This window comes from Flavobacterium hydrophilum (assembly GCF_003202405.1).
Classification (GTDB): Bacteria; Bacteroidota; Bacteroidia; order Flavobacteriales; family Flavobacteriaceae; genus Flavobacterium; species Flavobacterium hydrophilum.
The window spans coordinates 38,561-64,474 of record NZ_QJHL01000005.1 but is presented as its reverse complement, the minus strand read 5'-3'; the positions used below and the strand labels follow the sequence as shown (position 1 = coordinate 64,474).

The 25,914-nt window shown below is 33.4% G+C and carries 28 protein-coding genes; 11 read left to right on the top strand and 17 right to left on the bottom strand.

What is annotated here, in order from left to right; genetic code table 11:
• Positions 1–93: 93 nt before the first annotated feature.
• Both DMB68_RS18450 and DMB68_RS18445 read right to left on the bottom strand, forming a co-directional pair.
• Complete coding sequence (locus DMB68_RS18450; protein WP_110348114.1) at positions 94–3,387, bottom strand: efflux RND transporter permease subunit; 3,294 nt, start codon at positions 3,385–3,387, stop codon at positions 94–96.
• Positions 3,388–3,399: 12 nt separating this feature from the next.
• Complete coding sequence (locus DMB68_RS18445) at positions 3,400–4,785, bottom strand: TolC family protein (protein WP_110348392.1); 1,386 nt, start codon at positions 4,783–4,785, stop codon at positions 3,400–3,402.
• 162 nt (positions 4,786–4,947) lie between these two features.
• Between DMB68_RS18445 and DMB68_RS18440 the strand changes: the two genes are divergently transcribed.
• The gene (locus DMB68_RS18440) at positions 4,948–5,982 is read left to right on the top strand and encodes a sensor histidine kinase (RefSeq protein ID WP_110348113.1); all 1,035 of its coding nucleotides are present in this window, start codon (positions 4,948–4,950) and stop codon (positions 5,980–5,982) included.
• On the top strand, positions 5,982–6,689 hold the full coding sequence (locus DMB68_RS18435; RefSeq protein WP_110348112.1) for a LytR/AlgR family response regulator transcription factor: 708 nt from the start codon (positions 5,982–5,984) through the stop codon (positions 6,687–6,689). Before DMB68_RS18440 ends, DMB68_RS18435 begins: the two co-directional genes overlap by 1 nt.
• Before the next feature lie 93 nt (positions 6,690–6,782).
• Here DMB68_RS18435 and DMB68_RS18430 read toward each other — a convergent pair whose 3' ends face one another.
• Entirely contained in the window at positions 6,783–7,505 is a 723-nt protein-coding gene (locus tag DMB68_RS18430; RefSeq protein WP_110348111.1) for a DUF4386 domain-containing protein, read from the bottom strand.
• A gap of 181 nt (positions 7,506–7,686) precedes the next feature.
• On the opposite strand from DMB68_RS18430, the gene DMB68_RS18425 reads away from it, so the two are divergent.
• The gene (locus tag DMB68_RS18425; RefSeq protein ID WP_110348110.1) at positions 7,687–8,160 is read left to right on the top strand and encodes a hypothetical protein; all 474 of its coding nucleotides are present in this window, start codon (positions 7,687–7,689) and stop codon (positions 8,158–8,160) included.
• A gap of 92 nt (positions 8,161–8,252) precedes the next feature.
• Here DMB68_RS18425 and DMB68_RS18420 read toward each other — a convergent pair whose 3' ends face one another.
• The 5 genes from DMB68_RS18420 to DMB68_RS18400 all read right to left on the bottom strand — a co-directional run bounded on the left by DMB68_RS18420 (position 8,253) and on the right by DMB68_RS18400 (position 11,910).
• Complete coding sequence (locus tag DMB68_RS18420) at positions 8,253–9,017, bottom strand: SDR family NAD(P)-dependent oxidoreductase (RefSeq protein WP_110348109.1); 765 nt, start codon at positions 9,015–9,017, stop codon at positions 8,253–8,255.
• A 29-nt stretch (positions 9,018–9,046) separates the two neighbouring features.
• The gene (locus tag DMB68_RS18415) at positions 9,047–9,772 is read right to left on the bottom strand and encodes an SDR family oxidoreductase (RefSeq protein ID WP_110348108.1); all 726 of its coding nucleotides are present in this window, start codon (positions 9,770–9,772) and stop codon (positions 9,047–9,049) included.
• 201 nt (positions 9,773–9,973) lie between these two features.
• Entirely contained in the window at positions 9,974–10,897 is a 924-nt protein-coding gene (locus DMB68_RS18410; RefSeq protein WP_110348107.1) for a helix-turn-helix domain-containing protein, read from the bottom strand.
• A gap of 135 nt (positions 10,898–11,032) precedes the next feature.
• Positions 11,033–11,596: a 2'-5' RNA ligase family protein gene (locus DMB68_RS18405; protein ID WP_110348106.1), complete on the bottom strand. Its 564-nt coding sequence runs from the start codon at positions 11,594–11,596 to the stop codon at positions 11,033–11,035.
• Positions 11,596–11,910: a hypothetical protein gene (locus DMB68_RS18400; RefSeq protein WP_110348105.1), complete on the bottom strand. Its 315-nt coding sequence runs from the start codon at positions 11,908–11,910 to the stop codon at positions 11,596–11,598. Before DMB68_RS18400 ends, DMB68_RS18405 begins: the two co-directional genes overlap by 1 nt.
• 176 nt (positions 11,911–12,086) lie before the next feature.
• Between DMB68_RS18400 and DMB68_RS18395 the strand changes: the two genes are divergently transcribed.
• Together DMB68_RS18395 and DMB68_RS18390 are read left to right on the top strand one after the other, a co-directional pair.
• Entirely contained in the window at positions 12,087–12,248 is a 162-nt protein-coding gene (locus DMB68_RS18395) for a DUF1328 domain-containing protein (RefSeq protein ID WP_078230027.1), read from the top strand.
• A gap of 83 nt (positions 12,249–12,331) precedes the next feature.
• On the top strand, positions 12,332–12,979 hold the full coding sequence (locus tag DMB68_RS18390; RefSeq protein WP_110348104.1) for a DUF5661 family protein: 648 nt from the start codon (positions 12,332–12,334) through the stop codon (positions 12,977–12,979).
• 86 nt (positions 12,980–13,065) lie between these two features.
• Here DMB68_RS18390 and DMB68_RS18385 read toward each other — a convergent pair whose 3' ends face one another.
• From DMB68_RS18385 to DMB68_RS18355, 7 genes are all read right to left on the bottom strand, one after another.
• Entirely contained in the window at positions 13,066–13,983 is a 918-nt protein-coding gene (locus DMB68_RS18385; RefSeq protein WP_110348103.1) for a hypothetical protein, read from the bottom strand.
• A 7-nt stretch (positions 13,984–13,990) separates the two neighbouring features.
• Positions 13,991–14,632, bottom strand: a complete 642-nt coding sequence (locus DMB68_RS18380; protein ID WP_110348102.1) for a hypothetical protein — start codon at positions 14,630–14,632, stop codon at positions 13,991–13,993.
• Positions 14,633–14,641: 9 nt separating this feature from the next.
• Positions 14,642–17,725: a hypothetical protein gene (locus tag DMB68_RS18375; RefSeq protein ID WP_110348101.1), complete on the bottom strand. Its 3,084-nt coding sequence runs from the start codon at positions 17,723–17,725 to the stop codon at positions 14,642–14,644.
• Between the two features lie 22 nt (positions 17,726–17,747).
• The gene (locus tag DMB68_RS18370; RefSeq protein WP_110348100.1) at positions 17,748–18,236 is read right to left on the bottom strand and encodes a DUF4280 domain-containing protein; all 489 of its coding nucleotides are present in this window, start codon (positions 18,234–18,236) and stop codon (positions 17,748–17,750) included.
• Between the two features lie 42 nt (positions 18,237–18,278).
• Positions 18,279–19,256 carry a hypothetical protein gene (locus tag DMB68_RS18365; RefSeq protein WP_110348099.1) on the bottom strand — a complete coding sequence of 326 codons (978 nt, stop codon included), beginning with the start codon at positions 19,254–19,256 and terminating at the stop codon, positions 18,279–18,281.
• Between the two features lie 302 nt (positions 19,257–19,558).
• Positions 19,559–20,077 (bottom strand): hypothetical protein, encoded by a 519-nt coding sequence (locus tag DMB68_RS18360; protein ID WP_110348098.1) that lies wholly within the window; start codon positions 20,075–20,077, stop codon positions 19,559–19,561.
• Positions 20,078–20,139: 62 nt separating this feature from the next.
• The gene (locus tag DMB68_RS18355; protein WP_110348097.1) at positions 20,140–20,469 is read right to left on the bottom strand and encodes a hypothetical protein; all 330 of its coding nucleotides are present in this window, start codon (positions 20,467–20,469) and stop codon (positions 20,140–20,142) included.
• A gap of 189 nt (positions 20,470–20,658) precedes the next feature.
• Between DMB68_RS18355 and DMB68_RS18350 the strand changes: the two genes are divergently transcribed.
• The 3 genes from DMB68_RS18350 to DMB68_RS18340 all read left to right on the top strand — a co-directional run bounded on the left by DMB68_RS18350 (position 20,659) and on the right by DMB68_RS18340 (position 22,747).
• The gene (locus DMB68_RS18350) at positions 20,659–21,246 is read left to right on the top strand and encodes a YciE/YciF ferroxidase family protein (RefSeq protein ID WP_110348096.1); all 588 of its coding nucleotides are present in this window, start codon (positions 20,659–20,661) and stop codon (positions 21,244–21,246) included.
• Between the two features lie 65 nt (positions 21,247–21,311).
• Positions 21,312–22,043, top strand: coding sequence for a DNA-formamidopyrimidine glycosylase family protein (locus tag DMB68_RS18345; protein ID WP_110348095.1), 732 nt, complete (start codon positions 21,312–21,314; stop codon positions 22,041–22,043).
• Positions 22,040–22,747, top strand: a complete 708-nt coding sequence (locus tag DMB68_RS18340; protein ID WP_110348094.1) for a DUF72 domain-containing protein — start codon at positions 22,040–22,042, stop codon at positions 22,745–22,747. The genes DMB68_RS18345 and DMB68_RS18340 overlap by 4 nt, the downstream gene beginning before the upstream one ends.
• Positions 22,748–22,785: 38 nt before the next feature.
• Here DMB68_RS18340 and DMB68_RS18335 read toward each other — a convergent pair whose 3' ends face one another.
• A complete protein-coding gene (locus tag DMB68_RS18335; RefSeq protein WP_110348093.1) occupies positions 22,786–23,286 on the bottom strand; it encodes a pyridoxamine 5'-phosphate oxidase family protein in 501 nt (166 codons plus the stop codon).
• Between the two features lie 195 nt (positions 23,287–23,481).
• Here DMB68_RS18335 and DMB68_RS18330 point away from each other — a divergent pair, with 195 nt between their 5' ends.
• The 3 genes from DMB68_RS18330 (at position 23,482) to DMB68_RS18320 (ending at position 25,591) form a co-directional block, all read left to right on the top strand.
• Positions 23,482–23,913 (top strand): response regulator, encoded by a 432-nt coding sequence (locus tag DMB68_RS18330; RefSeq protein ID WP_110348092.1) that lies wholly within the window; start codon positions 23,482–23,484, stop codon positions 23,911–23,913.
• A 238-nt stretch (positions 23,914–24,151) separates the two neighbouring features.
• The gene (locus DMB68_RS18325; protein WP_110348091.1) at positions 24,152–24,493 is read left to right on the top strand and encodes a hypothetical protein; all 342 of its coding nucleotides are present in this window, start codon (positions 24,152–24,154) and stop codon (positions 24,491–24,493) included.
• A gap of 264 nt (positions 24,494–24,757) precedes the next feature.
• The gene (locus DMB68_RS18320) at positions 24,758–25,591 is read left to right on the top strand and encodes a hypothetical protein (protein WP_110348090.1); all 834 of its coding nucleotides are present in this window, start codon (positions 24,758–24,760) and stop codon (positions 25,589–25,591) included.
• A gap of 47 nt (positions 25,592–25,638) precedes the next feature.
• On the opposite strand, the gene DMB68_RS18315 is transcribed toward DMB68_RS18320, so the two are convergent.
• Positions 25,639–25,902: a SemiSWEET family sugar transporter gene (locus DMB68_RS18315; RefSeq protein WP_110348089.1), complete on the bottom strand. Its 264-nt coding sequence runs from the start codon at positions 25,900–25,902 to the stop codon at positions 25,639–25,641.
• Between the last annotated feature and the right edge of the window lie 12 nt (positions 25,903–25,914).

Below are 25,914 nucleotides of genomic sequence, written 5' to 3'. Positions count from 1 at the left end.
ATATGATATAATGTCTTATTGAATAAATAAGCGAAAGGATGAAAGTGTATCGAAGTACTTGCGCCACCAAGTGACTTTCGACTTTATAACTTTTTACTTTTCACTCTTCACTTTAGACTTATTTAAGGATGAGATATAATGGATGCTTTCTTCGTCTTCGGGATCTAAAGAAACAGATTGTGTTGTGGTATGTTCCTGCGCCCAGGCGAAAATCAACGGTAAAATTAATAATACGGCAAAGGTCGAAAACAATAATCCCCCAATTACGGCTCTTCCCAACGGAGAAACCTGATCGCCTCCTTCGCCGTGACCAATTGCCATTGGCAGCATTCCCGCAATCATCGCCACCGAAGTCATGATGATCGGACGAAGACGGAGTGCCGCAGCTTCACGGGCCGACTCTAAAGCGTTTCCGTTTATTTTTCGCAATTGTTCGGCATTGGTAACCAGTAAAACGGCATTCGCAATCGAAACCCCAACCGACATGATGATTCCCATGTACGATTGTAAATTCAGGGTTGAACCTGTAATGGTCAGCATCAACAATGCCCCCAAAACTACCGCCGGAACCGTGGTTAAAATTACCAGAGAAACCTTGAATGACTGGAAATTAGCGGCTAACATTAAGAAGATTACAAAAATAGCAACCAATAACCCTACTTGTAAACTGCTTAATGTTTCGCTCAATACTTTACTCAGTCCAATAGGCGTGACAAATAAGCCACGTGGTAATTCGCCCAATGAACTGATTGTAGCATCAACATCTTTCGTTGCCGTCCCCAAATCGGTTTGATTGATGTTTGCTGTAACTGTAATGTATGGCATCGCCCCTAAATTGTCATTTTCACCGCTCACAAAGCCGGGTGTAATTTTGGCTACGTCGCTTAAAACAGGACGAAGCGAGTTTTTCAATACCGGAATTTCGCCGATATCGGTTTTGCTTTTCATTTGGTTTAACGGAACCTGAACCTGAACGTTTACGGATAAACCGGTTCGTTCGTCAATCCACGTATTTTTTTCAGTATATCGCGATGATGATGTCGAAGCAATCAGCGAACGTGAAATATCATTCATATCCACTCCTAATTCGGCAGCACGGGTTCTGTCAATATCAATGTTCATCGCCGGATAATGTATCGGCTGACCAATCTGTACATCACGGAAATAATCTATTTTCTGTAATTTTTCAACGATTTGATTCGCATAGGTTTCATTTCGTTTTTTGTCTTTTCCTGCAATTCGGATTTCGATTGGAGTAGGAGAGCCCTGACTCAAAACCTTATCCGTTAATTCGATCGGTTCAAAAGTCAGTTTTACATCAGGCAGCACCTTTTTGATTCTCGCCCTGAATTCATCTTTAAAATCATCCATATCGGCATGGTAATCTTTTAAACTCACCTGAAAAACAGCTTCATGCGAGCCCGCCATGAACAAATAAATTGGGTTAATCGAGAACAGTGATGGGTGCTGACCCACATAAACAGATGATATTCCGATATGTTCGCTGCCTACCATTTTCTTCAGTTCTTTCAGTACCAAAATGGCTTTTTCTTCCGTACGTTCCAAACGTGTTCCGTCAGAAGCGCGCATTCTCAATTGAAACTGACTTGAATTTACTTTCGGGAAAACATCTTTTCCGATGAACGAAATAAATACAATAGCAAGTGTCGTAGCCAGAACCAAATACGTCAAAGCTGCTGCTTTTTTATATGGGAACAATCGTTCAAGAGTTCGCATAAAACGAATTCTGAAACGCTCGAAAGCACTGATTTTTCCGTTTCCATCCGTATCCGTTCTTTCAACATAATCTTTTTTCTGAGTAATCAGTTGTTTCTCTGATTCCGGTGTTAATCCGCAGGCGTTAAATTCGGCTTCATCGTCTGTGATTTCGGGTGTATGATCGTGTTTTGGATGCGCTTTCATCAACCAGTTTGCCATTACAGGTACAAAAGTCTGTGAAAGTAAAAACGAAATTACCATTGAAAAACCAATCGCCAAAGCCAACGGTAAGAACAAGGCCCCCGGAATTCCAACCATCGTAAAGGCTGGCGCAAAAACCGCCAGAATACAAAGCAGAATCAATAATTTTGGCAAGGCAATTTCCTGACAGGCATCCCAAATCGCGAGTGCTTTTGGTTTGCCCATATCGAGATGCTGGTGAATATTTTCTATCGTTACGGTACTTTCATCCACCAGAATTCCAATCGCCAGAGCCAGTCCGCTCAGGGACATTAAGTTGATGGTTTGCCCGAATAACTTCAGGAATAAAACACCCGAAATAATCGAAATTGGAATCGTCAGGATTACGATTAACGCTGCACGTCTATCACCTAAGAATAATAAAACCATTAATCCGGTTAAAACCGCTCCGATGATTCCCTCGGTAATCAAACTTTTAACGGAGTTGATTACATAAACCGACTGGTCAAATTCGTATGATAATTGTACATCTTCAGGAAGTGTGCTCTGAATTTTAGGCAATTCCGACTTTAATTTCTGAACCACATCCCAGGTCGAAGCGTCTCCGGCCTTTGCAATACTGATATAAACCGAACGTTTTCCATTAACCAAAGCATATCCGTTGGTCACATCGGCACCGTCTTTTACAGTGGCAACATCGCCTAATTTCAGGTTTTGAACACCGCCTTTAAATAACGGAATCTGTTCAAAATCCTTAATTTCTTTAATCGTATTATTGGTTGGCGAAATGTAATTGATATCGCCAATTCTCACGTTTCCTGATGGCGCTGTCTGGTTGTTGATACGAATCGCTTCCACAATCTGATCGGGCGTCATATTGTGTGAACGCAATAAATCAGGATCTACATTAACCTCTACTGTTCTTGGGCTTCCGCCAAAGGGAGCCGGAGATAATAAACCCGGAATCGAAGTAAACGACGCACGTACATAAACGTTCGCCAAATCCTGTAATTCGTTGTTAGAACGTATTTTACTGCTCAAAACCAATTGCCCAATCGGCAGGGAAGAAGCATCAAAACGAATGATAAACGGAGGTTGTGTTCCCGGAGGAAAAGCCGCCTGAATTCGGTTCGAAAGCGCTCCTAATTCGGCAGCTGCCTGCGCCATGTTGGTATTTTCGTAATAGGTTAATTTCATAATCATCAACCCCTGGATATTCTTGGTTTCTACCGATTTTATACCATTGGCAAAAGGGAGGATGTTTACGTAATTTTTAGCAAAATAAGCCTCCATCTGATCCGGAGTATATCCTCCAAAAGGATGCGCAATATAAATTACAGGCAAATTCATTTTCGGAAGAATATCTACCTTGATGTCTTTGATGGCACCAATTCCGAAGAAAAATAAACCGGCCACCAATACCAATATAGAGATGGGTTTGCGGAGTGCAAAACGTATTAAATTCATTAGGCTCTATAATTAAAATTCATTTATAAATAAGTCAAAATTGCCTGTTGCGGCTACTTTTAGCAAATACGACTGCCACACATTATTGTTGACGATATCACGGTCGATTTCGGCGCGGTTCAGCGTGTAAATCGTCTGGGTCAAATCGGTCAGGTCTGTTAATCCGTTTTTGTATAAAGTCGATTTTTGCAGATATGCCCTTTGTGCTGCGTTTACCTGAATTGGCGCTTCAGCATAATTCTCAAGAGTGATTCTAATTTTATCTTCGGCGAAATTCAATTGTGATTTTAGTTCCCTGTCGGCCTGATTGTATTCTTCCTGCAAAGCCTGAGAAACAAATTTCTGGGCACTGACCTGTTTGCTTGAGCGGAACGGAGTGGTTAAATTCCACGTAATTCCAATTCCTAATAAATAATTCGTACGATCCGGATTTACGCCATCCCAGTAATTTCGGTTAAAAGCAGTCTGATCTGTCGCATAGGACGAATCAAATCCTGAAGCCCGGGTTTGCAACACACCAAACGCACTCATGGTAGGATAATAAAAACGTTTGTACAATTTGACCTGCTGGTTGCTGTAATCAATTCTCGTTTTATACAATTGCAATAACGGGTGAAGGCTATCAGTTACGCTATTTTGTTTTATAAGTTCTTTTGGAATCTGCGTAACAAAAAGGGTATCAGTGACAAAATCCTGAGGCGCAACGCCCATTAAATCGACCAGTTTATTGTTTTGTTCTTTAACGAAATTTTTAGCCAGATTCAGTGCCATTTTAGCTTTCGAAACTTCGGCTGTAGCCAATGTCGAATCCACTCCGGCCAGTAATCCGTTTTTGACTCTGGCTGCGGCGGTTCTTTTGAAAACTTCGGCACGGTTTAAATTCTTCTGTTGTGAAATGAGTAATCTTTGGCTTGCCAATAAATTGAGATAAGCGGCTGAGATTTTAATTTCCAGCTGGAATTTCTCCTGATTCAGGTCTTTTTCTTTGGCCTGAACGTCAATTTTAGACAGGTTGATTTTTTCCTTTGCTTTTCCGAAAGTGAAAAAATCCCAGTTCATATTCACTAAATAAAGTGCTCCAAAAGCTGAATTCCAGTTTTGTTCCGGAAGCGGCAATCCCGAAGAAGCGACTCCGAGACCTCCAAAACCATACAAAGGACCGTTTTGTCCGTTTACGGTTCCGTAATCCTGCTGCGCTGATAAATTAAGGTTGGGCAGGTAATCGCGACGGGATTGTTTAAGGCTCTCCCGCGAAGCATTCGTATAGTTGTTTTTTGCTCTGACTGAACCGTAATTTTCAAGCCCGGTTTTTATGGCGTCCTTTAAAGACAAGGTTTGAGAATGACCGTTTAGGGCAAAAATCAGAAAAAATAGTAAAGTAATTTTTTTGAAATACATAAACCAAAGTGTGAAATTATAGCCCAAATTTATTTCTCTTCTATTGATAAAAGTCATGTTAAGTGATGTACTGCACTAATAAATGACCAATTGAATTTGTCATTTTTTGGAAATAGTATTTGAATAATTGTTCGTACTTTGTAAACTATTTAAGTGCAGAAAATGAATAAAAAGTTAAATAACATGATGGAAAACAAATGGTGGCAGGAAATTGCTGTTGTTCTTTTTTCATTTACGGTTTATACCCTAAAAAATGACTGGATGCTTTTCAGTTCTTTCATTTCAATTTTAATGGGGATTTTTTTCTACTGTATTTTGTACATGCATGCTCAGTTCAACCGGTTTTTTATACTTCCGGTTTTGTTTAAAAGCAAAAGGCCTTTGACGTATGTGTTTCTGACTCTTGTTGCCGTATTTTTATTTTCCATTGTTTTATATCAGATCACTTCCCTGAGCATGTTTCGCAACTGTCATCTGTATCAGAATTCGCATCAGCGCAGTTATATCTATCAGTTGGCCAGTGTATTAGGAACTTTGGTTTGTATTTTGAGTCCGATAATTGTTTTTAAGTTTTACAGAATCAATAAAAAACAGACAGACGAAACGCTGTTGTTCAATCAAATGCAGCTTAATTCACTGAAAGGACAGCTGAACCCGCATTTTTTATTCAATACCTTCAATACGCTTTACGGAATCAGTTTAGAATTTCCCGAAAGAACGCCTGATCTGATTATGAAAGTGTCACAATTGATGCGTTATCAGCTCGAAAGCAATAACAAACAATGTGTTTCCCTGGAAGAAGAACTGGAATTTATAAACAGTTATATTCAACTGGAAAAAGAGCGTGTGGGCTATCGCTGCGATATTACATACGATTGTAAGATTGACAACGAAAATGCCTATAAAGTATCACCAATGCTGCTGATTGCCTTCATAGAAAATGCCTTTAAACACGGAACCTGTGCCATCGAAAAATGTTATGTACGTATTATTATTACCGTTGAAAACGGACTGCTGCATCTGCATGTCGTCAACTCTATTCCGAAGAAAACCGATGTGGTTTCTACTAAAATTGGCTTAAAAAATACGATTGAAAGACTGAATCTGATTTATGGGAAAGAGTATAAATTAGATATTCAGGAGGATAAAAATACTTATATCGCAGATTTGAAAATACAACTGAAAAAGTTTGTATAATGAAGGAGACTAAAAAATGCATTATCGTTGATGATGAGCCGGCAGCGCATTATGTTCTGGCTAATTACATCAAACAGAATCCACAGCTTGAACTTGTTTTTCAGGGCTATAATGGCGTTGAAGCAATGGATTATCTCCGCGAAAACAAAGTTGATCTCATGTTTTTGGATATCAATATGCCTGAAATCTCAGGAATGGAATTACTTAAGATTATTCCAACGCATCCCAAAACGATTTTAACTACGGCCTATTCTGAATTCGCTTTAGAAAGTTATGACTACGGCGTAATTGATTATTTGTTGAAACCCATTTATTTTCCCCGATTTCTAAAAGCGATTGACCGTTTTTTTGCAACAGAAAATGTAAAAATCAGGGAAGAGGAAGTAATTAATTCGGTTACTGTAAAAGTGGATGGTTACTTTATGGATATCGAATTAGACCAGCTTTTGTTTGCACAAAGTTTTGGCAATTATGTTAAGTTGTACACTTTAAAAAGAACGTATCTGGCTTCAATTACTACTACAGAATTAGAAAAATGCCTTCCTGAAAAAGGTTTTATGCGTATTCATAAATCGTATATCGTAGCATTGGATAAAATTGAAGAAAGTGAAAAAGATTTTGTGGTGATAAAAAATGAAAAACTTCCGGTTGGTATTACCTACCGAAGAGAGTTGACAGACAGACTGAAGAATAAAGACAATATATAAAAGTTCAGAAATAAGTGCTTACTAATTCAATTATTTCAAAAAAGAAGCCTGTTCAGATTCATTTCCGGCAGGCTTTTTTGATTTTATTTCCAATTAATTAACGGCTAACTTTTCTTTCCAGACAGGAAGATTTACTCCTTTAAAAATAAGCCACAAGCTAAACGCTAATTCTGCAATAAGGCACGGCATTAATATTAAAATGCTGGAAAATTTCGGGGCCAGAATTAAGGTAAAACTATTGGTTAAATAACATATCCCTGCTATTGACATCAGGAGACCAAATACTTTTGGGAAATATCCTGATATGTAAATTAAATAACCTTCAATCAGGCATACAAAACCAAAAAAGACTAATCCTACTCCAAGTCCAAAGTTATGCAGATTTATGGACAGATATGATAATGTATGTAATTGATCCGCACTAAAGGATTTTAAATAATCAGCATCTCCAAGGAAAAATAATGCTGCGAAAAGATTTAATTTGTTGGCAACTAAAACGGCAGTCTGAATCAAATTAAATGACAAATTCAAGAGAGCAAGTTTTTTGTTTACCGGTCTAAAAAATAAATAGAGCAGAACCATTACAGGCAGATCGCAAATTTGCATAATCAAATCTGAGGTTATGCCAATTTTCCATAAAAATTCAGAATGGATGATATTGTCTGCTGTAGCAGCAGCATCTCCATAAACAATCAATTTATTTCTGACCAGAGTTTCTGAAAAAATTCCGGTTATGATAATAAGTAAATAAAATAATCCGGCTATTCTGGCGTAGAGTTGAGGAGAATTTTCAAAATTATTGATGCTGATTTTCATGTGTATTAGTTTAAAGTTTAAGACGTTCGATTCGAAAAAATGTTACCGGATTTTGAAAAATAGAAACTTTTTTTTCTCTTAAGATTATAAATTTTCTTAGCAAATTCATTTTTAATTCATTTATAAGTAGTAAATTTATTACTGTTTTTTCGGAATTATTAATTCTTTTAATGATAGAAAAATGAGAAGTGTATCTTTAATTTTTGCTCTAATTAGCTTTAGTTTTTTAATAGCACAGGAGGGAACGAATATGAAAAAAACAGTGACTCCTCCTGAACTGGTAAGAGTTGCTTTTGAAAAAGAATATCCCGGAAAAACACCTGTCTGGTATGAAGAATACGTGGGTGATGATAATGATGAAATCCGCTATGAGGCGAAATACAATGTAAACACTACTACAAATGCACTTGCGATCTATGATAATTTAGGCAATATGAAAGCCTATGAACTGCAGATTCCTTTTAATCAGCTTCCTCAAAAAGCGCAGGTTTATCTTAAGAAAAATTATCAATCAAAATCTATCAAGGAAATTGCAGTTGTAGTAGATGATAAAAATAAAACTACATATGAAGTCGGGGTTGAAAAAGATTCACGGTTTTATGATGTGATTTTTGATGCTAATGGTGGATTCAATGTCAGCCTTGAAAAAAATTAAAAGAAGCTCACTTACTAATTTAAATATATTTAAACGACAAACCCGACGAGTTTTAGCTCATCGGGTTTTGTTTTTCTTATAAATCGAACGGTTTATAAATTCATTCCTCCAGAAACTTCAATACGCTGTGCATTTACCCAGTACGCGTCTTCCGTACATAAAAAGGCAACAACACCGCCAATATCATCCGGTAAACCAACTCTTCCTAAAGCCGTTATTGAAGCTAAGTTTTTGTTTAATTGTTCGTTATCGCGAACAGCACCGCCACCAAAATCAGTTTCAATGGCTCCGGGAGCGACAACATTTGCCCTGATTTTTCTTTCTCCCAATTCTTTCGCCTGATATTTAGTAAGGGTTTCGATAGCACCTTTCATAGAAGCATAGGCGGCATAACCCGGAAAAGAAAATCTGGCTAAACCTGTTGAAATATTGACGATTCCACCGCCATCATTCATTACATTCAAAGCTTTTTGCGTTAAGAAAAACGGGCCTTTAAACTGAATATTAGTCAATTGGTCAAACTCAGCTTCTGTGGTTCCAAGAAATGAATTGTGAATTCCGATTCCGGCATTATTTACTAAAAAGTCAAATTTATCGGTTTTAAAAGTGTCTTTTAAAGATGTTTTTACTGCTTCAAAAAAGGAATCAAAAGTACCGGAATCTGCTACGTTTAATTGAAGTGAAGCTGCTTTTTGCCCCAGGTTTTCAATTTCTTTTACTACCTCATCAGCTTCGTATTTTTTGCTGTTGTAGGTAATAATTACGTCAATTCCTTTTTTTGCAATTGCGATTGCCATGTTTTTTCCTAAGCCTCTGCTTCCGCCTGTTACTAAGGCTATTTTTGTATTTACTGCCATGTTTTTAATTTGTAATTATTAATTGTAAATTAATTAGAGTGTAAAGCATCAAATGAAGCTTTTAGTTCTGGTACACTTGCGTTTAATCTTGTTTCGCTGGTTCCAAAAGTAAGTTCTGTTTTGCCTTGTTTTAATTGTTCGAATATTGAAACGATAAAACTGCTTACGCTTGGATGTGCGTCGTGCAATCCAACTCCACCAAGATCGGTGTTTAGTGCAGGAGGAATGATTTCGACAACTTCAATATTTTTTTCTTTTAATAAATGTCGAAGGGAAATCGTAAACGAACGAAAAAATGCTTTTGTAGCTGAATAGACAGCAACTTTTGCAAAAGGCGAAAATGCCAGTCCTGATGTTACATTCATCACTGTTGTAAGTGATTGTAAATTGATGAATAAAGAAGTTAAATGTAACGGAGCCTCAATGTTGGTACTAATTTCAGATTTCATACTTTCGTAAAAATCTGCATCTGTAACAGAAACCCATTTTTGGATTCCTGCGTTATTGATTAAAATATTTAAATCGCTGTGGTTTTCTTTGATCCATTCGTAAAGCGCAATTCTTTCTGCTTCAACAGATAAATCACACACTCTTGTAATTATTGATGGAAATTGAGCTTTAACATTGTTTAGAACTGATTCTCTTCTTCCGCAAACAATTACAGAATTTCCTTCTTCAATAAAGCGTTGCGTTAACCCAAGTCCAATACCACTTGCGCCTCCTGTTATTAAAATTTTGTTGTTTGATAAATTCATTTTTTCGATCTTTTAAATTGATAAGACAAAGGTAAGAGCGAAGTAATGTTTAGAATTTGTAAATATCAAACTGATGTTTGCGAAATTCAAATCAGGATAGCAAAAGACAATGTCAATATCAATTTCAATATCAATTTCAATATCAATTTCAAAAATCAATTTCAAATTCCAAATATGAAACCTGAAACTGAACTTTCAAAATTAGCTACGGAAAGCTAAAGGCGTAAGCGTTGTCTGTTTTTTAAAGAAATTAGAAAAATGTGCTAATTCTTCAAAACCTAAAGAATAGGCAATTTCTGAAACATTCCAATCCGTTTGTTTTAGAAGGATTTTCGCTTCGCTGGTTAATCGGCTGCTGATTAATTCGGTTGTGGTTTTTCCGGTATTTTCCTTTAAAACTTTATTCAGATGATTAACGTGTACAGATAATCGTTCTGCAAAATCTTTGGCAGTTCTAAGTTCCAGGCGTTGGTGTGGTGATTCTATCGGGAATTGTCTTTCTAACAATTCGGCAAATAAAGAAGAAACCCTTGCTGCCGAATTGTGTTTGGAATAAAGTGCCGTAATAGGCTGTAATTTCTGTCCAAAATGAATTAATTCAGCAACGTAATTCCGAATCAAATCGTATTTGTACACATAATCAGAATTGATTTCTTTTTGTATTTTGTTGAAAATCAATTCTACTTCTGTAACTTCTTCATCAGAAAGCTGGAAAACAGGGTAGCCGTCTGAGGCGAAAATAGGCAACTGATCTAAGTCGATTCCACTTTTGTTTTTTGATAAAAATTCACTTGTAAACACGCAAAACTGCCCGGATTGATTGGTATCCTGCGGAACATAATTATAAGGAATTTTTGGTGTGGCAAATAAAAGCCCCTGTTTTTCGATTTCAATTATTTTATCAGCGTATTCTGCCCGGTTTTTCCCTCTAATTAAACTGATTTTGTAATAAGCTCTTCGATCATAAGGCATCGCAGGCTTGTCTTTCATTCGTTCCATCAGTTCTTTAATGTCGAACACATTAAAATGACCAATTTCCTTTTTGATGTCATTGGGCAATAATGAACTAGGTTCAACAGTTGATCCTTCGGTGATATCCTGATAAAAAGAATCTAATGATTTCATGAGTGTGAGTTGTAAAATTCAAATATACGGAAACTAATTGTAAGTTGCGAAATGTGAAATGTAAAATGTGAAATGTAAAATTTGGAATTTGGAACTAATTATTATTCACTTTCTAACCTCTAACATTTTACAAAATCAAAACAAACTTCCCTGAACAAATTCGGGCTGTACATTTCCATTAAAAGTAAAAGTGTCAATAACAAAAAACTGCTTTTTAACAGGGTCGAGTTCCCGTAAAACAATTTCTTTGCACAAAAAATCAATTTCAATAGTCGTAAAAAGCTGTGACGCTATTTTGAGATTTTCAGCTGTGAGTTTTCTGCCAATCGACAGGTGCGGATCGTCGCTTTTTTTTAATTTTAAAGATTTCAAAGTTTCCTGAACCTTTTTCATGACTGGTTTCAGATTATTTTTCGAAACTTCATTCGGCGCAATAAAAAAAGCACCGCTGTTTTCGTAAAAAGAAAAATGATCCAGATAAATTGGGAAAGGGGTAAAAGTATCGCAGGTTTTAAAAAGCTTTTGTTTGAATGTATCGATTTGTGCATCGTCAATTGTGAATTCGCAGATCGTAATATGTGCAGTTGAGTTACAGCTGCTATACCAGTTGATTTTGCTTTTTAAATATTCCTTCATTGTTTTGACAGAATCAATAACTTCGTTTGAAGGATAAATCGCAACTGAATACTTTTTCTCCATTATAACTTTCCTTTTTTATACAAGCGATCATAAATTTCAGATTGGAGTAAACCGCTTCCGCCACCAAAATGCTCTATAACCTCAACTCCCGGATGGGTTTTTAAACAAAATGCAGCAAATTCTTTTTCCACATGGTCTTCAATTGCAGAGCTTAACAAAACAAAATCAACATTGTGCTGTAAAAAATGATCCTTGGCTAATTCTTCATCATGAAATCCAACGGCATTCCAATTTTCATTAGCATTTACCAGCCGAAGCAAAATTTCAAGAATAGGCTGATTTTTACCCAGTATTAAAAAGTCATATTTTTCCATGATGGTATATTTTACATTACAAAAATAGTTTATATAGATTAAAATCAGCTTAATCCAGATTAAGAAACACTATTTGATTGAGACAAAAAAATAATGTTTTGAGTTAATTGCATTGCTGTTTAAATTGGAAATTTGAGATAACAAAGAAATCAGTATTAATTAAAAAAATCAATATTATGTTACGTTGGACAGTCATTTTTATTATTCTGGCTATAGTAGCCGGAATATTCGGTTTTGGTGGTATAGCTGCCGGAGCTGCAAGTATTGCTAAAGTGTTATTTTTTATATTTATCGTGTTGTTCCTGTTGTCTTTAATAAGCGGCAGACGAAAAATTTAGAACAGTATTTCGAAAATAAAGCAAAAACGACACATATATTTCGGTAAATGTGTCGTTTCTAATTTACAATAAAGAATAGAATCATGGGAACGAAAAGTGGCGCTTATCAGGATGTTTACATAAAAAGAGAAAATGAAATGGTAAGCTTAAAAGAAGATGTAACAGACTTTTGCGAAAAATATATAAAACCCGTTCATCCTGATAACTGGGACTGGTCAGTTCGTGATTTTGAAAATCCGAAAAATGACCCAACCATTGATGAGGCAAGGGCGATTGGAAATGTAGTTTTTAGGGATTTAAATGAAAAACAAACAGATGTTGATCTTTCAACAATGAATAATGTAGAATCAATTAAGGCTTATTTAAACCCGAAGAGTAAGCATGAAGCATTTAATATGGAAGAGTTTGCCTTTGCTCTTAAGGTTGAACTTGAACATGGTAAAATCAAGGATGTAAATGTAACCAACAATCATCCTTTTTTAACGGCTATGATTGCACTTGCTCATATGACAGAAAGCCTGACTTATTATAAAAGATTAAAAGTGATGGAAGCTGAAGGTGAAATTTATGAGATAATGCGTAAAATTGAAAGTTCAGACAGCTTTGAAAAAGACAAATGGTATAAAGAATTAATTAAAGCCGAAGAAGAATTGGCTGAGGCAAGATCAGGTTTAGCAGAACGTCTGGAAAAAATGGACGATATTCCTGCTCTGGAAAAAATAGGGGATTGATTATGATGCATAAAGCCGTTAAATTAAACGGCTTTGAATTGAATCGATCGTGAGATATGCAAGAATTGAATATTAAATCGGCTTTCTTAATAAACGAATAATTCATTACTGCCTTTTGGACGATACAGATAAAGTGAAATATAAGTTGTAGTTACTTCTTTTTTATCTTTTCTTTTAAATCCTCCCCACAGTGCTGATTTTTTATTGTTTATTTTTTGTAGGCACACAATCTTGCCATTAGCATAAAATTTGATATTAAATTTCTCAATAGGTTTTAAATCAAAAAAATCAAGATTCTGATCAGTTCTGAATTGATAATCATTCTCCCATCTGTCTTTTATTTCTGCTGATGATAAATAAAGTTGCTGCGCAACTCTTTTCTCTTTATCATAATTTATATGAGCCAGTTCATCTTTGGTTCCTGACATATAAATTTCTCTAATCTCATTGTATTTAATTACTACCTCTTTTTGTAATTGGTTGAGTTTTTCTGCATCTGTAGTGAAAAGAACTTCTGATTTTTCTAAAGTTTGTATTTCATAAGGAACCTCGGAAATAAATGTAAAATTATCTTCGTAGAATGTTCTGCCTGAAAATACTGAAATTAAAGTTTCATTTATTTTTTTCTGAGGAGTAGTGTAAGTTGTGACTTCTTCTTCATCAGGCATTGTGTTATTACTATCTAAAAATGATTTAACAATTTTTATTTTTATTCCTGAATTGTTCTCTAAAGTTTGATTAAAGGCATTTGTATCCTGATTGAACCCGGGATACATCTTAATAGTTATATTTTGAATTCCATTTTTAGAAATATGCCAATTTAATGGATAATATGAACCTTTTAAAGTTTCATTTGACGGATTAAAATGATTCACTACAGGCAAATCATTTATAAGAATTTCAAATGAAGAATTATTAGTATAAATGTAGGCGCCATAATGATATTCTTTTTCAAATCTGCTTATTTCTCTGCTTAAGGAATAAATGTCTGGACTATTTTTCATTGTTTAATTAGTAATATGTAATTTCTCTAACAGTTTTCTCTCTGATCTCTTTTTTATTTTCATTATAGTATATAGTTCGCTTAATCCAGTTATTTTTATCATCATATTCATACTCGAAATAGGAATAGCCATCTACTTTATTGCTTGAATCATGTTCAGCATTGTATTTAATCAAGATGCAATCACCAATTTCATTGTAACTATAGTTAACATATTCATCTTTTGCTTTCAATTTATTACCTGAAAGAATATATTTTTTATAATCAAACAAGTTGTCTTCAAATCCATATTTGTAAGAAGTCGAATCTAATAAAACTCTATCATAGCGAATAGCAGACTGATTTGGGAGCTTATTTTTTATAGAAAATCTCATGATACTATTCGTTGTAATAGTTCCTTTTTTATTAAAGGTTATTTTTATAGTATCTGTAATTCCTATATATTGACCTTTGTAAATTTCAGATGAATTTAAACCTGCAATATGTTCATCATTGTGTATAGTTTTTACAGATTTCACTTGATTCACTAAATCATATAATTCCAAATCTCCGGAATTAAATTTTTTTGGCTTTACTTCTTTTTGTGTATTTTGACAACTTGTTATTTGAGAGAACAGAGTTATCAGAAAAAATGTTTTTATAAATTTCATAATATTGATTTAAGTTAAATAAAATTGTATTTTTTTACCATCGGAGTCTTCAAAACTTCCTTCATATTCATGCATCAAAACTAAATTAAATTCCATTGATTCTTCGCCGGATGAATATTCTCCTCCTTCAGAATTTTCAGCAACATACCCGGCTGCAACGGTAATTTGTAATTTTATACCATGAAAAGTTAAAAGAGGATCTATATAAAATCCTTTATCATCTGCTTTTATTGCACCGGATAGGGTAAAACCTGTAACAATCTCAACTCCGGCTTCAGCATACGCTGATATAGTTCCTAACCATATACTGCTATATTTTCTGGACAATTTAATATTGGCTTCCAGTTTCAGACCAAAAACACCATTTACGGTTAATGGACTGTCATCTTCAGCATCACCTGCAAGTGATTGTTGATTTAAGTTGGTTGTCCCGCTTGCACTGTTGTATCGGAGCATACCGCTAATTTCTAATTGTCCGCTTACTTCTAAATTAACATTTATTTCAGGTCCTACTCCCATCGCAGCTCCAACATCTATTAGTGTAATTATGCCTCTTGCTATTGGGTGGGCCTTTTGTGCCAATGCTAAAAAATCCATTGTTATTGATGCTCCAATCAATGGTTTTGCTAAAATTTGAACCTCGCCAACAATTCCTACCTGGCTTGTATTTATATCTTTTGGATTTTCGGCATACCAAGAAGCTAATATAGCTAATGAAGGGGGAGTGACATCAAAAGAAAACAGTGGTCTGCCTTTTAATGCATCTCCAATTTTAGCTAACTGCTCGGAAGCCTTTTCTTCATCAATTTCTTTTAATTTTTTATCTAACTTCTTTTTTGATTTCTTTTTGCCATCCAAAATTAATTCAATCATTTTGGTGATTTCAATAATTTGCTTTACCAGACTGATATACCTTTTGTAGCTTGCGGATATTTCAATTGCTTCTCCTGGGCGGTCATACTCTACATTTAAGGATACAACCAGGTCTGACAATCCTGATTCAACATTATCTTTAAAACTAAATAAATCGGGTCTGTTTGCCTTATATTGTTTTTTTGCTTTTGCTTTATCTTTATTATATTTTTTTTGAATGTTTAATTGCTGCTTCTTTCTTTCATTTAGTTTTGAGATTAATTTTTTAAATTTTTCCTTATCCTTTTTTTTAGCTTCACTCAAACCTAAATTTGCATTTGCGATATCCTGATCTATTTTGTTGATTTTCGATGTAATCTCTTTTGGTTTTAGTTTTTCATCTAATTTTTCAACCCGAACCAAATATTTGTCATATTCTTCGTTTCTCATTTCCTGAAATTCTTCGGGATCACAGTCATATGAAAATTGTAATATCCATTTAATATCAGGATAAACAACAATATCTAATTGTTTTGTAAAACAACAAGTTTGCAAAATAATAGGATAATGCTGTAATGCCCCTTGACGTAGAGGCCAAATGTACTTTAACAAACTAACTGAAGATTCATTACCATAATCAAATCCTATATCTAAAACGACTTCTGTATCTGAATTAGGATATTTTCCCGTAGTTTTTTTATCTTTATATAATGTCGAGTTACTGGTTTTAGAAATGCCCAAAGGACTTTTTAAACTAGAAGTACGACTTGTATGAGAAGCACTGATTTCGTTATCGTCATTAGTATCTTCATGTCCTTCCTCTTCTTTACTGAAATTGAGCCATCCGATTTTAAAACTATTATCACTAAATATCAAATTTTCATTAATTCTTGTACTATCCGAAACTACTATACTGCTTTGTATTAAGGATAAATCTATAACTTTTCCTTTATGAGATTTAACTTTATCATTAATGAAAAGACATTCATCAGTTTTTGAATCCAATACAATCTTAACGTCTCTGCGGGCTTCTCTTACGCCTGCTATAACAGGCATTATTAATTTTTGTTTGGAAGCCTCTGTCTTTGAATTAAAAATTTCAATTTCAATAGGTTCATTATTTTCTCTGTTTGCCTTTTTAGCATAAGAACCTTTAATACTATCATATCTGCATGGTCTGAAACTGGCTATGTTGGTTTCTACTTTTCCTACAAGGGCAGGGTTATTGGTCGCTTCGATGACAGTTTCGTGCATTTTGCCATCCGGAGCTACTTTCAAAAAACAATCTTCCTTAGGTAATTTTAAAAATGCCCCTGTTTCTATTGATTTGACTGTTGGATAAATTTTTAAATTACTTCCGGCAGAACCTTCCCATTTTTTATCAACTAAAACTTCAATCTTTATTTTTTGAACATGTGTTTCTGATTTTCCATTTATTTTAACATTACCGGATATTCCCGTTTTATTTATTTCATTTGGAAGCAATTTATAAATCAATGCTTCACAAGTAAAATTATCTTTATTAGAAATTGGAAGTAAATCATCAGCATCTACGGTATCTTTGTCCCATAATCCAACTTCTAAATCTTGCCCGTAAAGATGAGTGGTATAAATATTCAGTAAAACTTTTGAACCAAATTTTACTGCATTGGTAATTGGTTTGCAATCAAGATCAGTCCATGCAACACGAACAATTTTAGGGGTTTCTCCTGTAGCACGGATAAACAATCCGTTTGGTGTCTTTCCGGTACCGGGATCATTTTTAGTAAAAGCTTCAACCCATACAAAACCTCCACCTACAAGGACTTCAGGAAAATTAAATAATTGTTGTTGGTCTTTAGGCATTCCAATAGGATAATCAATATGATGCTTAATAGATTTAGCATCGATTTTATTTCCTACCACTTGCCAACACCAGCTTAATGTTGCAAGTTCTTCGCTTATTTTATCATTAAAAGCTTTTTTTTCTTTTTCATATTCAGCTTCTTCTGCCTCTCTTTTTTTATGATCGGCTACATAGCGCTTTCTGTCATCCACATCAGGCATTTTGAATACCTCTTCCTGAGTCAGCTTTTTAAATGGTGGTAATTTTTTTGGAGCGCCACTATGTAATCCAGCTGCAGGAATAACTTCAACTGTAAATGCTCCAGCTTTTGAGAGTGTGAGGCAGCCCATTGCCTTATCAAATTTTTGATCTTTAGCGAGAGGCATTTTTGGAACAAGATGTAAGTTTTTGCTCATGTTTTTTCTTTTTTAATCTTTTTCAATCTTTTTCAATCATTAAAATGGCACTGTTTAAATCTGCAAAATTTACTCCCGGTAAAATTTCATTTAATACTTCCGGCTTGCTGTTTGCTACATTTTGCTTACTTACTTCCGAAGTCTGGCCATGGTCTTTAACGGTAATACAATCAGGTCCTCCAATCGGGCAGGTTGCTTTACTGTCTTCCAGTAATATTTTGCCCTGATTAGATAAAGTTACTTTTTCATAAAAACTGTTCCATTTTGTTATTGTGGCTTGGCATGGAAGGTAGTCACCACTTCCGTTAGGCTGCATTTTACATTTCCCGAAAGTGTTTTTCTCTAATGTTTGACCAATTTCTTTATCCGTTGCAATGAGTTTATCTTGAGCATCGTTCTCATTTGCAAAATGCTTTGAATGTGTTTTTACTTTTAGTTTATCCGTTTTAGGTTCTACGCTAAACTTGCATTGGCAAGTTGCTCCCTGGACTACAAAATGTTTCTCAGACATAGTAAATTATGTATTAGTTTACTTCAATTTGTGATGATATTATTAAAATAATTTGCTCCAGAAACCAGCCTTTTTTTTCTTTGGTCTCTCTTCCTCGATCCAAAAGGAAAAATTATTTTGTTTAGGCTGGGATGAGGGTCTAAAAGAACTATTTTCAGGTAAATGATAGATTTCTATTTGAGTTGTTCTTTGCTTTTTCTCTGTAATTTTTGTTTTGTAAGTTCCAATAATTGAAAAAATACTTCTGTCTTCTCCATATAATTTATACTGCACTTCCATTTCAGATTCTAAAGGCTGAATTTTAATTCCGTTCATTTCAGATTTGGGATAACTGTATCCGTTTAGAACTTCATTTATAGATCTTTTGTCTATCGATTTGCCTTTAATATTAATAAAGAGCTTATCCGTTGCAGAGTAGTATTCTTCTATAGATTGTTGAATATCATAGTTGATAATTTGATGTCCAAATACAGGTGATTCCCAAGTATATTGGAGAGATTCATTTTTGATGTACTTGTTATATATTGGTCTGAAGTAGAGATGAAAAAACCAGGTTTTACAAATTGATTCTTCCAAAATAGTTTTATTGCTTAAAGTAGATTCGACACTATCTAATATTTCAGAAACTATATTTCCCTGATAATATTTTGACAACTTGTCTTTTATTGCCGGCCATCTTTTTTTAATATCATTATGATTTATTACTTCTATAATTTCCCCTTCTTCACTAACTTTTATTTGAATGGGAAAAATGGCTTGCGCACAACTATCAGCTATTTGTTCTATTTTTAAATCTGGTGCAGTATTATCGATATAGACTTGTTTCCTGTTTATTTCATAACTGAAAGAATTATCTTCATAGCTTTGAATACACACCATCTTTACTTCATAATGTATTGAGCTGATTAATGAATCATTTTCGAAATTCTCACACGTGAAGCCATAGAGTCTATTTTGACTAAAAGGAGTGAATCGTATTGTAGTATCTTTCGCTAAAAATACTTTTTTAAAATCTGACATAATTTGTTACAACACTTAATTTATTTCCTATTATCTGTTTTTAATCTTTATCATTCCTTTTTTTAAATGTAAGATAAATGCGGTTTAAAGATATGTATTTTTCTTACATTTGAAAGCAAGTGCAATAGAAATGTAAGTTAATTTTTTCAAAAACAAAGTGTTGTCTTTATAATGTTTTATTTATGAGTAGGTTATGTCTTTTTGAATTTAAAATATAAGTTCGTTTAAACACAAAAAAGGGTAACTTTTAAAGTTACCCCTTTCACGAAACGTATGTAATTTTATGTTTATTTTATCTAGATTTAAAACTTTCTGGGATCATTTGCCGGATAGTCTTCTTCATTTTCTTCTTCCTGAATATCATCTTCTTTATATTCATCTTCTTCTTCTTCTTCCTCATCCTGATCAATATCTTCCAGATCTTCTTCAGTTTCATTAAAATCGTCTGAAGGATTGTCGAACTCATCGTTAACGATTCTTTCATCTCCATCAAGATCTATTTCCTGGCCTGGTTCATCGTCTAAATCTAAATTGTCATCGCCTTCAAGATCCCTGTCAGTATGAAAATCATCATTAAGATCGTCCAGATCATCTTCATCATTTGTAATTTGCTCTTCAGGATTTGGTTTGTTTGGGTCATGACCATTTCTTACGGTAAATCCTTGTTCAGCAATTTCTCTGTTAGTTTGATTATAAGTTTCTTTGAACTCATCATTATCATACAGTTCTTCATTCATAAATTCATTTTTATCTGAAATGCTTTGATTTTCTGAATTTTTATTTCCCTGAAAGACTTTATTTTTTTGTTCTGTTGTGTCCATGATAGTATTTTTTAATGTTAGTATCTTATGAATGTAGTAATATTGATTTAGTATCTATAGCTTTAATCATTTCGTTGTTGTAACTCGTCATCGTCTAAATTATCATCGTTCTGTATCCCTTCTTCTTCCTTTTCTGTTTTTTCAGGTTTATAGAAATTATCATCTTCCTGATGTTTTTTGACATATTCTTCTTCACTAATTGTTTGCCCATCATTAGGGATATTTTCATTCCTAAGAATGTTATCTTTTTTAAGCAGTTTATCAATGGCTCTTTCGATTAAAATAGCAGTATCAGGATCCAAAAAACCTCCCTGAAATTTTCGCTCAAAGTAAAGCTGTGCGTTTTCGTAATCGTTATATTTAATTGTGTTATATGTGATGTGAGTTTTCATGATATTTATTTTAATAATTGATACTACAAATCTATATCTGATTTAAAAGAAACACCTTACAGAATTTGTTAATCTCCTTTCATAATATACAGGTGTTCATCTTGAAACTTTGGAATTTAATAATATAAGCAAAGGCATTATTAACAGGCTAATTTTGAAAACATTAAATCATTTAAAAAAAATATAATTATGAAAACGACTGATAAAAAAGAAACAGCTAAAAAAGAAACCACTTCTAAACAAACTGCAACAAAAAGCGGAACAACAAAGCCGAAATCAAATGCAGCATCCGGTTTAACAGAATTATTTGAAGACAGCCTTAAAGATATTTATTGGGCAGAGAAAGCTTTAACGAAAGCACTTCCAACAATGGCAAAAAATGCAACTTCAGCAGATTTAATAGAAGCATTAAATTCTCATCTGACCGAAACTGAAGAACATGTTTCCCGTCTTGAAAAAGTTTTTGAACTGATAGGCAAAAAAGCAACAGCTAAAAAGTGTGATGCCATGGAAGGTTTAATTGAAGAAGGAAAAGGAATTCTTGAAGAAACAGAATTAGGCGTAGTTCGTGATGCCGGAATTATTGCAGCAAGTCAAAAAATTGAGCATTATGAGATTGCGACTTACGGAACGCTTAGACAATTTGCAGAAACTCTTGGATTAGAAGAAGCAGCTGCTTTATTAGAGCTAACCCTTGACGAAGAAAAAGGAGCAGACAAAAAACTGACAGAAGTTGCTGTAAATGCAGTAAATCTTGAAGCTGCAGATGCAGAGTAGATTTCTTAAAATACAAAAAAAGCGCAGTTCTATACTGTGCTTTTTTAGTTTAAACTAAATATATTATGCCAGAAGGTCCATCCATAGTGATACTAAAAGAAGAAGTACAGCAATTTGCGGGACAAAAAATCATAGATGTTTCCGGAAACAGCAGTATTGATATTTTGAGGTTAAAAAACAAAACGATATTTGAATTTAAAAGCTGGGGCAAGCATTTTTTGATTTGTTTCGATGGTTTTACCGTCAAAATTCACATGCTTATGTTTGGTACCTATCGCATTAATGATACAAAAGAAACCACGGCAAGATTAAGTATGGTTTTTGCAAATGGGGAAATCAATTTTTATACCTGTTCAATTAAAATTTTAGAAGGCAATATCAATCTTTATTATGATTGGGAGGAAGATGTCATGAATGAAAATTGGGATCCAAAAAAAGCAAAAAAGAGTCTGGATAAAATTCCGAAAAAAATGATTTGTGATGCTTTGTTAGAACAAAATATATTTTCGGGAGTGGGGAATATCATAAAAAATGAAGTTTTATATCGTTGTAAAATTCACCCGGAATCTTTAGTAGGTAAAATCCCTTCCGAAGATATTCAAAAACTTATTGATGAGAGTGTAATTTATAGTTTTCAATTCCTGAATTGGAAAAAAATGAATGAATTAAAGAAACATTGGCTTGCGCACACTAAAAAGGTATGTGTTCGCTGTAATCTTCCTTTACAAAAAAAATATACTGGTGTCAAAAAACGCCGAAGCTTTTTTTGCACTAATTGTCAAGAATTGTATCAATGAAAGATAACATTAAAATAGGCTGTTCGAGTTTTAACAATCGTTTTTGGAAAGGAATTTTTTATCCTGAAAATCTCCCTGTTTCTAAATGGTTCGAATATTATTGCGAACACTTTGATACGTATGAATTTAATGGCAGTTTTTATAAATTTCCAACTTTTAAAAATTTTGAAAACTGGTATCAAAAAGCACCAGAGAATTTTTTATTCTCAGTCAAGGCACCGAAAGAAATCACGCATATTAAAAAATTTACAGACTGTAAAAACCTGATTAAAGATTTTTATGCTATTTCTAAAAATGGTTTAAAAGATAAATTAGGCTGCATTTTGTTTCAGTTTCCGCCAGGTTACCAGTACAGTAAAGAAAGGCTTAATAGCATAGTAACCCAATTAAATCCGGAATTCAAAAACGTCATAGAATTCAGGCATGAAAGCTGGTGGAATGATGAAGTCTGGGAAAACTTTCTTGAAAATAATATTACTTTTTGCAGTGTAAGTTATCCAAACCTTCCTCAGACCATTTTTACTGAATTTCCTTTAATTTACATAAGGTTTCATGGCGATTCAGAACTTTTTTATTCGGGTTATTCTACATCCGAATTAAATCAGGTAAAAAATAAACTGGAACACAAAAATGCCTTTGTTTATTTTAATAATACAGCAAGCACGGAAGGGATCTTAAATGCCCTCGAGTTCAAAAAAATATAGAGAAATGACAATTACTTAAATTGCCATTTCTGTACTATTTATAATTCGAGATTACCTTCAATTCCGTCATCCATCGTTTTTCCCGTAACAAAAGCTACTGTCATTTTTGCAATTGCCACCATTTTTCCATGTTTATTATTCCAATAATAACCATCTTCAGGAACCACTTTTATAATACTCAGGTTTGGATCATCGTCGCCACCGGTCATCCAGATTTTGATGATTGGATTCCATAATTCTTTAATTCTTTTTCTATCGTAAGAAACAGTCGCATTACCATGCAGGAAAAGAAACTTGTCGTGAGGCTGGGCAAAGACTATTTCTACTTTTGAATTCTCGATAATCTCAGCATTTTTATTACTGTTTTTATCCGATAGGAAAAAGATATTTCCCTGTTCGTCAATTTCCTGAAATGACATCGGTCTGGATTGTAATTTTCCATTTTTATATGTACAAAACATGCATGTTTTGATATCTTCAGCTAATTCTTTTATTTTTTCTGCAGCCGAAACGTTTTTAAGGTCTTTATGATCTCCCATGATTATATTTTTTTGATTATACTGTAAACTTAAATGAAAATAAAGGTCATGTTTTTTTACTTTTCTATAGTTATATAATTAATTTTTAGGATTATGACATTTCTATTTTTAATTTTTTTCAGGAATTAGTATTATATTGATAATTCTATTTAATTATTTATCTTTGGAGTAAGATTTATCAATTTTAAAAATTATATGAATGATATAACTATATTTTATACTGACGATGACGAGGATGATTTAAGTATTTTTGCTGATGCCGTGGAGTCGTTGAAAAAAAAAATAATACTTCAAACCTATACAGGAGGCGATAAATTGTTAAATGCAATTTATAATTCGTCGCAAATGCCTAATATTATTTTTTTGGATCTGAACATGCCTGGAAAAAACGGTTTTGATGTTCTGACCGAACTTCGTGACAACAAAAATAAAATTGATATTCCCGTAATTATTTTTTCTACTTCAAATGAGCCTGGAATTATAGAGAAATGCCGTTCTCTGGGAGCAAATTATTTCGTAACTAAGCCTATTTTAATGAATGATATTATAAAAATCATTGATTATACTTTAGGAATTGACTGGAAAAATTTTGTTACAACACCTCATAATTTTATTTACAAATCATAAATTAAATTTTTATATTTTACGAAAGTAATATTAGAAGCAGTACAATTGTTTATTACGATTGACTGCTTTTTTTTTGCTCTTATATTTTACTAATCATCATATTGTAAGGTTTTAGGCAGGTAAGGATTTAATGAGATAAAAAAAATATTTTTTGAGTTAAACGGTTGGTTTTAAATGAAGGAAATTTGCTTAGATAAACGTTTGGAAAACTTTAATTAATCAAATAATCCAAATTATCATGAAAAAAGAACTTTCAAAACACGAATTAGAATATATAGATGAATACCAGAAAAATGGGTATTGCTGTAATTTTTTATTTCAGGACGGAGCACTTATAGAAACAGAATCTAAATATTCCTATCAACCGGACGAAATCTTTATTGTAGCACATCATCGATACGAGGGAATGAGCGATCCTGAAGATATGTCAATTCTATATGTTATAGAAACAGGAGACAATAGAAAAGGCACTTATTTATTAGGATATGGGCCTTCTGCAGATCTTGAAGCGGCTGAATTTTTTAAAGACATACCAGAAAAAAATTATTCGGCGAATGCTGATATCAATAAACTTACTTAAAAACTTAATTTAGATTCATGGTTACATAGGTTAAGGATTTTTTTATTTTGCTGAAAAAACAGCTGTTTCAAACATTGAGTTTGGAGCAGCTGTTTTTGTTTTTGTTCTTTTTTTATAAAGTATTAATTATGAAAGTTGTACGAAAAATTATATAACAATAAAAGTTTGGACTATAACGAAATTTGAATAGTTCAAAAGAAGGAGATTATGAGGGTATAGTTTAAAATTTGAACTCTAATTTATAGAACTTTTAATTGTTATCAAATGAAAAAACTTTACTTAAATACAGGCGGAATAAATACTATTTTTAATGATCTTAAAGATAGTCTTAACGGGACTTTAACTTTAGAAAATAATCAATACAACTTAACGGTTAAGTCTAAAAACGCAAATGGAGTTATAAGTGGCATTACACTAAATAAACAAATTTCATATATTCAATTTGATATTGTTTTTAATGAAGATGTTGAATTGAGTATGGAGTCTTTTGCCAATTCACCTATTTTATTCACCTATTGTTTTCAGGGGAATTTAAGTCATAGTTTTGGAATCAACGGCGAAAGAAAAAAGATAAAACCTAACCAGACAGGAATTATAAGAAATACATCAAACATTAATAGTGTGTTGTATTTTGAGGGATATAAACATGTGCGGTTTTCTATGATTTGCAACAATACTTATAAAGCTGAAATATCTGAAAACAGCACATTATTCTTAGATTTAAAAAAGGTATTTAATAGTAATTCCGGTAATTATATTTATGTCGGACAACAAAATTTAAAAATAGCTGAAAAAATTAAAGAATTTAATACAGTTCCACAAAAAGGAATCGTTAAAAACTTGCTGAAAAACAGAATTTTAGAAAGCATTTTAGAAATTGAGCTTAATCAGCATACTTATGGCTATGCGAAAAGTATAAAACCAATCGTATCTCTCGCAAATAAACAAATGGAAGAATTGAAAAGAATTTCGACTATTAATGTTCTTGAAATATTCTCAGGCGCCGGGCCGGTAAGCAGAAATTACATGCTAAGAATGTTTAAGGAAAAATACCATCTGGCTTTTAACAAGTCATACAATCAAAAATTAGTTAGCTAACAAAGCCCTGCATATTGAAAAAAAACAGCTTATTTAAGCTGTTTTTTTTATTCTTCTTTTTCGTAATAGATGAGAAAATAAACCATTATCAAATTTAAGAATAGCGAAATACTGTTGGTAATAATTATGGGAAAATCCTTTTTTAAAATTCCGTAAACGACCCATATTGCTATTCCAAAAGTGAGTATGCCAAAAGTCAGCAGTGAAATTTGTTTTACCTTTTTTGTTCTCCATACTTTTACTATTTGCGGAATCACCGAGGCAGTAACGCAAATTCCTGCAAACAGACCAATTATATCAATGAAATTCATAATTTTATTTAA